General features: G+C 63.1%; 6 protein-coding genes and 1 pseudogene. 3 read left to right on the plus strand and 4 right to left on the minus strand.

The annotated features are described in order from the left end of the window. Positions 1-7 precede the first annotated feature (7 nt). The 4 genes from CF68_RS34295 to CF68_RS34310 all read right to left on the minus strand — a co-directional run bounded on the left by CF68_RS34295 (position 8) and on the right by CF68_RS34310 (position 3986). Positions 8-1666, minus strand: a complete 1659-nt coding sequence (locus CF68_RS34295; RefSeq protein ID WP_051591820.1) for a bifunctional 3-(3-hydroxy-phenyl)propionate/3-hydroxycinnamic acid hydroxylase — start codon at positions 1664-1666, stop codon at positions 8-10. Positions 1667-1731: 65 nt separating this feature from the next. Then, positions 1732-2796, minus strand: a complete 1065-nt coding sequence (locus CF68_RS34300) for a maleylacetate reductase (protein WP_035827834.1) — start codon at positions 2794-2796, stop codon at positions 1732-1734. 9 nt (positions 2797-2805) lie between these two features. Then, positions 2806-3108, minus strand: a complete 303-nt coding sequence (locus CF68_RS34305) for a Dabb family protein (RefSeq protein WP_035827835.1) — start codon at positions 3106-3108, stop codon at positions 2806-2808. Then, the gene (locus CF68_RS34310) at positions 3105-3986 is read right to left on the minus strand and encodes an intradiol ring-cleavage dioxygenase (protein WP_035827836.1); all 882 of its coding nucleotides are present in this window, start codon (positions 3984-3986) and stop codon (positions 3105-3107) included. The genes CF68_RS34305 and CF68_RS34310 overlap by 4 nt, the downstream gene beginning before the upstream one ends. A 114-nt stretch (positions 3987-4100) precedes the next feature. Between CF68_RS34310 and CF68_RS34315 the strand changes: the two genes are divergently transcribed. From CF68_RS34315 to CF68_RS38875, 3 genes and pseudogenes are all read left to right on the plus strand, one after another. Next, a complete protein-coding gene (locus CF68_RS34315) occupies positions 4101-5024 on the plus strand; it encodes a LysR family transcriptional regulator (RefSeq protein ID WP_035827838.1) in 924 nt (307 codons plus the stop codon). 124 nt (positions 5025-5148) lie between these two features. Continuing rightward, entirely contained in the window at positions 5149-5391 is a 243-nt protein-coding gene (locus CF68_RS34320; RefSeq protein WP_035827839.1) for a DUF3820 family protein, read from the plus strand. A gap of 381 nt (positions 5392-5772) precedes the next feature. Continuing rightward, positions 5773-6666: pseudogene (locus CF68_RS38875) on the plus strand (IS3 family transposase); the annotation flags it as partial.

Raw genomic sequence — 6666 nt, forward strand, 5'->3', positions numbered from 1 at the left:
CCCGCGCTCACGAAACAGCCGCTGCGCTGGTCCCCGCCAGCATGCTGGATTGCGCCGCACCGCGCCAGTGCAGCTTCTGGCGCAGGGAATCGACCAGGCCGGGCAGATGCGCCAGGTCGGAAACGCCGCCGAAGACAGCAAAGTCCGGCCGGCTGATGTAGGCCTGCATGCCATGCGCGCGCATGAACGCTGCCTGGGCGCCATCGAGTTCCACCACTGCCCCGGGTATCGAAGCCGCGCCGGACAGCACGACGATATGGCAGCCGAGTTGCTCAAGGAAACCGAGCTGGCCCTCGTCGAGGTAGCGCACCGGATCGTCAAGAGCGATCAGCAGGAAGCCATGGCCGACCACATCATCGAGGCGCCCTTCGACTTCACCCTTGCGCACACGCCCCTGCGGAGCGGGCGTACCGATCGCGGGCAACAGGCTGCCATTCGCCTCCGCGTGCACGATGCCGGCTTCGAGCCTGGGAAACGGCGGCATCGGGGGAATCGACCGGGCCCGGAATGCGGCGTCGCGTTCGGCGACCTTTTGCGGATCGTCTTCGTTGGCAACCTTGCCAAGGAATTTCGCCATCTCCATGATCTTGCTGACGTGGGGCCTGCGCTCTTCTTCATACGTATCCAGCAGACCCGGCGCGCTTCGGCCGCTGAGCACCAGGTCCAGCTTCCAGGCCAGGTTGATGCCGTCTCGCATACCCGAACACGCGCCTTGCCCCATATAGGGCATCATCGTATGCGCCGCATCGCCGGCCAGAAAGATCCGGCCGTCGCGCCACCGGTGCGCCATGCGGGTTTCGAACGTGTAGACGACATGGCGCAACAGGCGCATGTCTTCCGGGCCCAGGCCATGCTGCTCCTTCAGCCAGCGCCAGCCGACGGCCTCATCCTCCCAGTAGGCAGTATCCTCGCCAGGCAGCACACGCAGTTCGAAGCGGGTACGCCGGGTGCCGATCGGCATGTACATATGGGCCCGCGCCGGGTCGCAGTAGATGGTCGTGAGCGAGAACTTCTCGCCAAGGTCCCGCTTGTTCTCCGAATCAAGGTTCAACCAGCGCTCGTTCTGCCCGAAGTCGTCGCGTTCGATGCACAGACTGCGGCGGACAAAGCTGTTCGCCCCGTCGGCGCCAATCACGTACTTTGCGATGAACTCGCGCGACGGTGTCGTCCATTGTGAGTCCTGCGCGCCGCGCCAGAGGTGCGCGGAGATCCTGACGCCATTCTCGTCCTGCCTGAGCGTCTCTGCCTCCCAGCCGCGAAGGATCTCAACCCCGGGAAAGCTTGCCGCGCGCTGATGAATGGCGTCTTCGATATCGGGCTGGTAAATCGAGATATGGGCCGGGAAGCCGCACGCATGGCCGGTCCAGTCCAATTCGATCAGGAGTTCATCGCCGGCATTGCGATACTGATAGGGACCCAGCCCGCAGGCATCGCGCAGGGCCTGGTCAACGTCTCCGCACGCCTGGACGATCCGTGCCGTCTCGCCATCGATATGGGTCAGGCGCGGCAGGCCGTAAGGCGTGGGCCAGCGTTCAATGACAACCACCTTGTAGCCAGCCTGGCCCAGCAGCGAGGCCGCGACGAGTCCGGTTGGGCCATATCCGATCACGGCGACGTCGAAGGCTTCTGCGGTCGGCTCGGGTGTTTGCTTCGGATTGATGCTCATGCTTTGTCTCCATCTGTATTAGTTTTTGGGGGCCGCTGTCCCGTGGCAGCTCGGCGAGTTGCGCATTACGGGCGTGTTCCGTCGAAGGCGTCCTGCAGCAGCGCGCGCAAGTCCTCCCGGGAAATCGGGCGGGGATTCCAGTAGGGATTGGCGCTGGCAATCTCCGCGGCGCGGTCCAGGTCTGCGTGCGCCATGCCGAGCTCACGCAGCGACGTCGGTGCCCCAAGCTTGCTCGCCAGGTCATGGACGCCGCGCGCGGCATTGTCAGTGCCCAGGGCGCGGGCGATCCGCTGCATTGCCTGCGGCGCAAAGTCCGCGTTGAACGCCAGCGCATGTGGCAGCACCACCGTGTGGGTCTGGGCGTGCGGCAGGTTGAAGCTGCCACCGAGTGTGTGGCAAAGCTTGTGGTGCAGTGCCATGCCAACGTTGGCAAGGACCATTCCGCACAGCCATGCGCCGTAGAGCGCATGGCCGCGGGCCGCAATATCGGCGGCGTCGCGATGGATGCCAGGCAAGCCCTGGCCCAGGGCACGGATTCCTTCTTCAGCAAACAGGCTGGTGATCGGATTGGCATTGCTGGCATAGAGTCCCTCGGCGGCATGCGCGATGGCGTTGATGCCGCTGGTCACGGACAGGTCGACCGGCAGGGTCAGGGTCAGTTCCGGGTCGTAGATCACCGTCCGTGGCAGCACCCGCATATCGCTGCCGGTGCGCTTGACCCCGCCCTCGGTAACGCCGTAGATCGGGGTCATCTCGCTGCCGGCATAGGTGGTGGGGATCGCCAGGATGGGAATGCTGCTTTCCAGGGCAATCGCCTTCCCGAGCCCGATCGTCGAACCGCCGCCAAACGCGATGGCACAGTCGGCATTGCAGGCCAGGGCAAGCTCGCGTGCTTCACGGGCCGTGGCGATCGGCACATGCATGACTGCGCGGTCGAACAGGCCTGCGGCGCGCTGGCCAAGGGATGCCATGATCGCCTGCGCCCCATCGCGCTGCTCGGGCGTGCACAAGACCAGCGCGCGCTGCGCACCGAGCAGGCCGATCTCGCGCTCCAGGTGCTGCAGGCTACCCGCGCCAAATACGACCCTGGCAGGCGCCGCCTGGTAGACGAATTCCAGTGCTGTTTCCATGTTGCATCCTCAATCAATGGTGTAGTCGACCTGGTGGCGGGCGATGCGCAGCCCTGCCAGCTGCTCGCGAATGCGAAGGTGCTCCGGGTGATCGGCGTAGGCCTTGAGCGCCGCAAGCGATTCGAACTCGGCAAGGAGCACTGTGTCGCACGCGTAGTCAACGCGGCTCACGTCGATGCCGACCTCCACGTGGCGCAGGCCTGGAATGCGGCCGGCCAAGGCCTCGAACGCCGCCTTGATGCGTTGCTGGGCATCGGCCCGCTCGTGCGCGGTATCACCCTTCACCTTCCACATAACGATGTGCTTGATCATTTTCGTTCGTGCGCGCGGCTCAGGACAAAATCAAAATCGAGGGTGTAGTAAGGGACCTTGAGCAAGCTGCCATCAGGCGTAATGCCCGGCGGGTGCTGCACCCAGTCAGCCACCAGCGTCGAGCGCACGCCAAATACGGCGTCGGAGTCGAGGTAGCGGTCACCGTCGCGAAAGACATGGGTGATCAGCGTCTCGCAACCCGGTGCGCTGATCATGAAGTGCAGGTGGGCAGGCCGCCAGGGATGGCGGCCAAGCGCCTCCAGCAGCGCGCCGACCGGACCGTCGTGCGGAATCGGATAGGGTTCGGCCAGGATCGAGCGAAACGAGAACCTGCCGTCTTCGCTGGTCCGCAAACGCCCGCGCGCACGGTGGGTGGGCTCGCCGTCAGGGCCCGGAATCTGCACGTCATAGTGGCCGTGCTGGTCCGCCTGCCAGACTTCGATGGCGGCATCCGGAATGGCCGTCCCCTCCCGGTCCCGCACCTGCCCGCGCACAAAGCAAGGCTGGCCTTGCGCGCCATTCGAGATATCCGCGCCGCTGTCGTACGCGGGACTGTCTTCCACGTAGAACGGGCCAAATACAGTGGACTCGGTGCAGCCAGCCGGTTTCACATTGTTTTGTGCCGTCACCAGCATCGACAGGCCAAGCACATCGGATAGCAGGATGAATTCCTGGCGCTTGTCATCGGTGATGTGGCCCACCGAAGTCAGAAAACGAATGGCCGCGAACCATTCTTCCTCGCTCAGCTTCACATCACGCGCGAAGGCATGCAAATGCTGGACGAGACTGGTCATCACGGTGCGCAGGCGCGCATCACGGCAGTTCGCCATCGACGCAAGCACCGCCTGCGTGATCGTGTCTTCATTGAGATTTCGCATTTCGGGTGTCTCCGCATGTTTTCTGCTTCTCGCTTGCTGCTAACATTAATTCCTTCCTCCACAGGTAAAAAGAGGCGGAAGCGAAGTAGTGTTCTCCTCTAGCCGGAAGAATTGATGGACAAGTGGACGCAGATTGAGTTTTTTGTGCAGGTTGCGGAACTCGGCAGCCTCACTAAGGCGGCGGAGCAACTCGGCATGTCCAGCGCGGCAGCCACTCGCTGCCTCAATGCGCTGGAAGAGCGCCTGGGAGCGCGCCTGGTCGAGCGCACGACGCGTCGGCTCTGGCTCACGGATGCCGGCCGTGAATACCACCGGCGCTGTGCCGGGATGCTGGCTGAAATGGCCGAAGCCGAGGCCGCCATCAACGAGGCCACGCTCAATCCAACCGGCGTGCTTCGCGTGACCGCATCGGCATCCTTCGCGATGATCCATCTCGCGCCGGCATTGCCGGCATTTCGGGCGTGCTATCCGAACCTGGCGGTCCAGATCATTGCTGCCAATCGCTATCCTGACTTTATCGAGGCCGGGATCGATGTCGCCATCCGGACACGCGAACATGAGGGGGATTCAGGGATCACGGTGCGAAAGCTGGCCGAGACGCGTCGCGTACTGGCGGCTTCGCCTGGCTACCTTGCAGAGCGCGGCATGCCAGATGCGCCAGATGCCTTGCGGCAGCATCAGATGCTCATTTACAACCTTGCCAATGATCCCTACCTGCTTCATTTCCGGCGAGGCGACGAAACGGCAACCGTACCTGTGACCAGCGTGCTCGACTCCAATGAAGGCCAGGTGATCCGCGCGGCGGCCCTGGCGGGCCATGGCATCCTGGTGCAGCCGCTCTACATCATCTACGAAGACATCGTTGCCGGCCGGCTGGTGCCTATCCTGGCGGATTGGCAACTGCCCAAGCTGACGATCAACGTCGCGTATCAGTGCCGCCGCCATCAGCCGGCCAAGATTCGCGTCTTCATCGACTTCCTCTTCGAACGATTCGAGCGGCTCGGCCTCGCGAGAAAGTGGGAGATGACCGCCAGGTAGTGCGCCCGCCCGGATCCGCGAGGTCCACCGCTTGCCGGGGAAGACGTTCAACGGCTTGGTCGAATCGGCATCACGAGCACATTCTGACTGTGATAGCGTGGAGCCTTCCGACTTTGCGCCCACCATGACCGATTTCGACGCCGACGCCCTGAAGCGGCTGGTCACCGTCACCATGCCTTTTGGAAAACACAAAGGCACGGTGATCGCCGACCTGCCAGGCAATTACCTGAACTGGTTCGCGCGCGAGGGCTTCCCGCCGGGGCAGATCGGCGCGCTGCTGGCGCTGATGCATGAACTGGACCACAACGGCCTGTCGCATCTGCTCAAGCCGTTGCGCGGGCGCATGTCAGCTAAACCATTTTCCTAGACGAAAATAAACCATTTCGCTGGGTTTTCTTGACGGCACGGGTGACATGAAAATAGACGGCGCCGACCGGTATATTGCAGAATTCGGAATCTGTCGAAATTCACCAAGATTGTCGAAATGTCCGATTCGCTCCCACAGACATCCGTTCTGAAGTATTGGCGGGCCGTCGAACTGCTCTCCCCTCAGAGCATCCCTGCGGAGGAGCCTAACGACAGGACCTTTCCGTCGTTCGACATTACGCAGGGAGAGCCACCCTTCCCTGGGAGCCAGCCGGGGCCCCTCCGTTCCTACCCAGGCCCGGAGCCCTATCACTGTGGTGGTCTAATTTCCTCGGACAGGTCGATAGGAGGACAATCCGGAATCGACGAGGAAAAAAGATAGATGACAAGAAGGCGCCGACAATTTGACGCCAGCTTCAAGCTGGAAGTAGTACGGATGGTGCGAGACCAAGGATTATCGGTCAGCGAGATTTGCCGGTCGATGGAGCTTGGTGAGACGGCCGTTCGGCGCTGGATGGCGCAGTACGATGCAGAGTGCGCCGGCGGGCCTGGCGTGGGCAAGCCGCTGACGGCGGAACAGCAGCGCATCCGGCAACTGGAGGCGGAGAATCGGCAACTGCGCGAGGATAACGCCTTGCTAAAAAAAGCCTCGGCCTTCTTTGCGCGGGAACTGAAGTGAGCTACCGGGTGGTAGCCCACTTGCAACAGGAGGCCGTATCGGTCAGTAACGCCTGCCGGGTATTGCAGGTGAGCCGCTCGGGCTACTATGCGCACCGCCGCGCCAAGCCAAGCATGAAGACTCTGCAGGAGCAGACCCACGTCAAAGCGGCGTTCGCTGCGAGCGGCGCCAGCTACGGCAGCCGGCGTGTCATGCATGCGGTGCGGGAACAAGGGGTGCGCCTTGGCCGCTACCGGATTCGTAGGCCGATGCGCGAAGCGGGCTTGCGCGCGACCTGGAAGCGTAAGTTCGTGTCGACGACTGACAGCAAGCACACGCTGCCAGTGGCAGAGAACGTGCTGGACCGGCAATTCGACGTGGCCGAGCCGAATCGGGCCTGGACTTCGGACATAACCTATATCCGCACGGCTCAAGGCTGGCTGTATCTGGCGGTCGTGCTGGACTTGTACTCGCGCAAGGTCGTGGGCTGGTCGATGGCACCGACCATGCCGGCCGACCTGGTGATGTCGGCACTGAGCATGGCGCTGCAGCAGCGAAGGCCAGCGCCGGGACTGGTGCTGCACTCGGGTTGAATCCGTCCAGTACGCGAGCGCGGAG

The sequence above is a fragment of the Cupriavidus sp. SK-4 genome, assembly GCF_000611125.1.
Lineage (GTDB): Bacteria > Pseudomonadota > Gammaproteobacteria > Burkholderiales > Burkholderiaceae > Cupriavidus > Cupriavidus necator.

Bases quoted from the DNA above. Each gene is read 5' to 3' on its own strand.
- CF68_RS34300 (WP_035827834.1), bottom strand. From the start codon at position 2,796: ATGGAAACAGCACTGGAATTCGTCTACCAGGCGGCGCCTGCCAGGGTC.
- CF68_RS34320 (WP_035827839.1), top strand. From the start codon at position 5,149: ATGACCGATTTCGACGCCGACGCCCTGAAGCGGCTGGTCACCGTCACC.
- CF68_RS34295 (WP_051591820.1), bottom strand. From the start codon at position 1,666: ATGAGCATCAATCCGAAGCAAACACCCGAGCCGACCGCAGAAGCCTTC.
- CF68_RS34315 (WP_035827838.1), top strand. From the start codon at position 4,101: ATGGACAAGTGGACGCAGATTGAGTTTTTTGTGCAGGTTGCGGAACTC.
- CF68_RS34310 (WP_035827836.1), bottom strand. From the start codon at position 3,986: ATGCGAAATCTCAATGAAGACACGATCACGCAGGCGGTGCTTGCGTCG.
- CF68_RS34305 (WP_035827835.1), bottom strand. From the start codon at position 3,108: ATGATCAAGCACATCGTTATGTGGAAGGTGAAGGGTGATACCGCGCAC.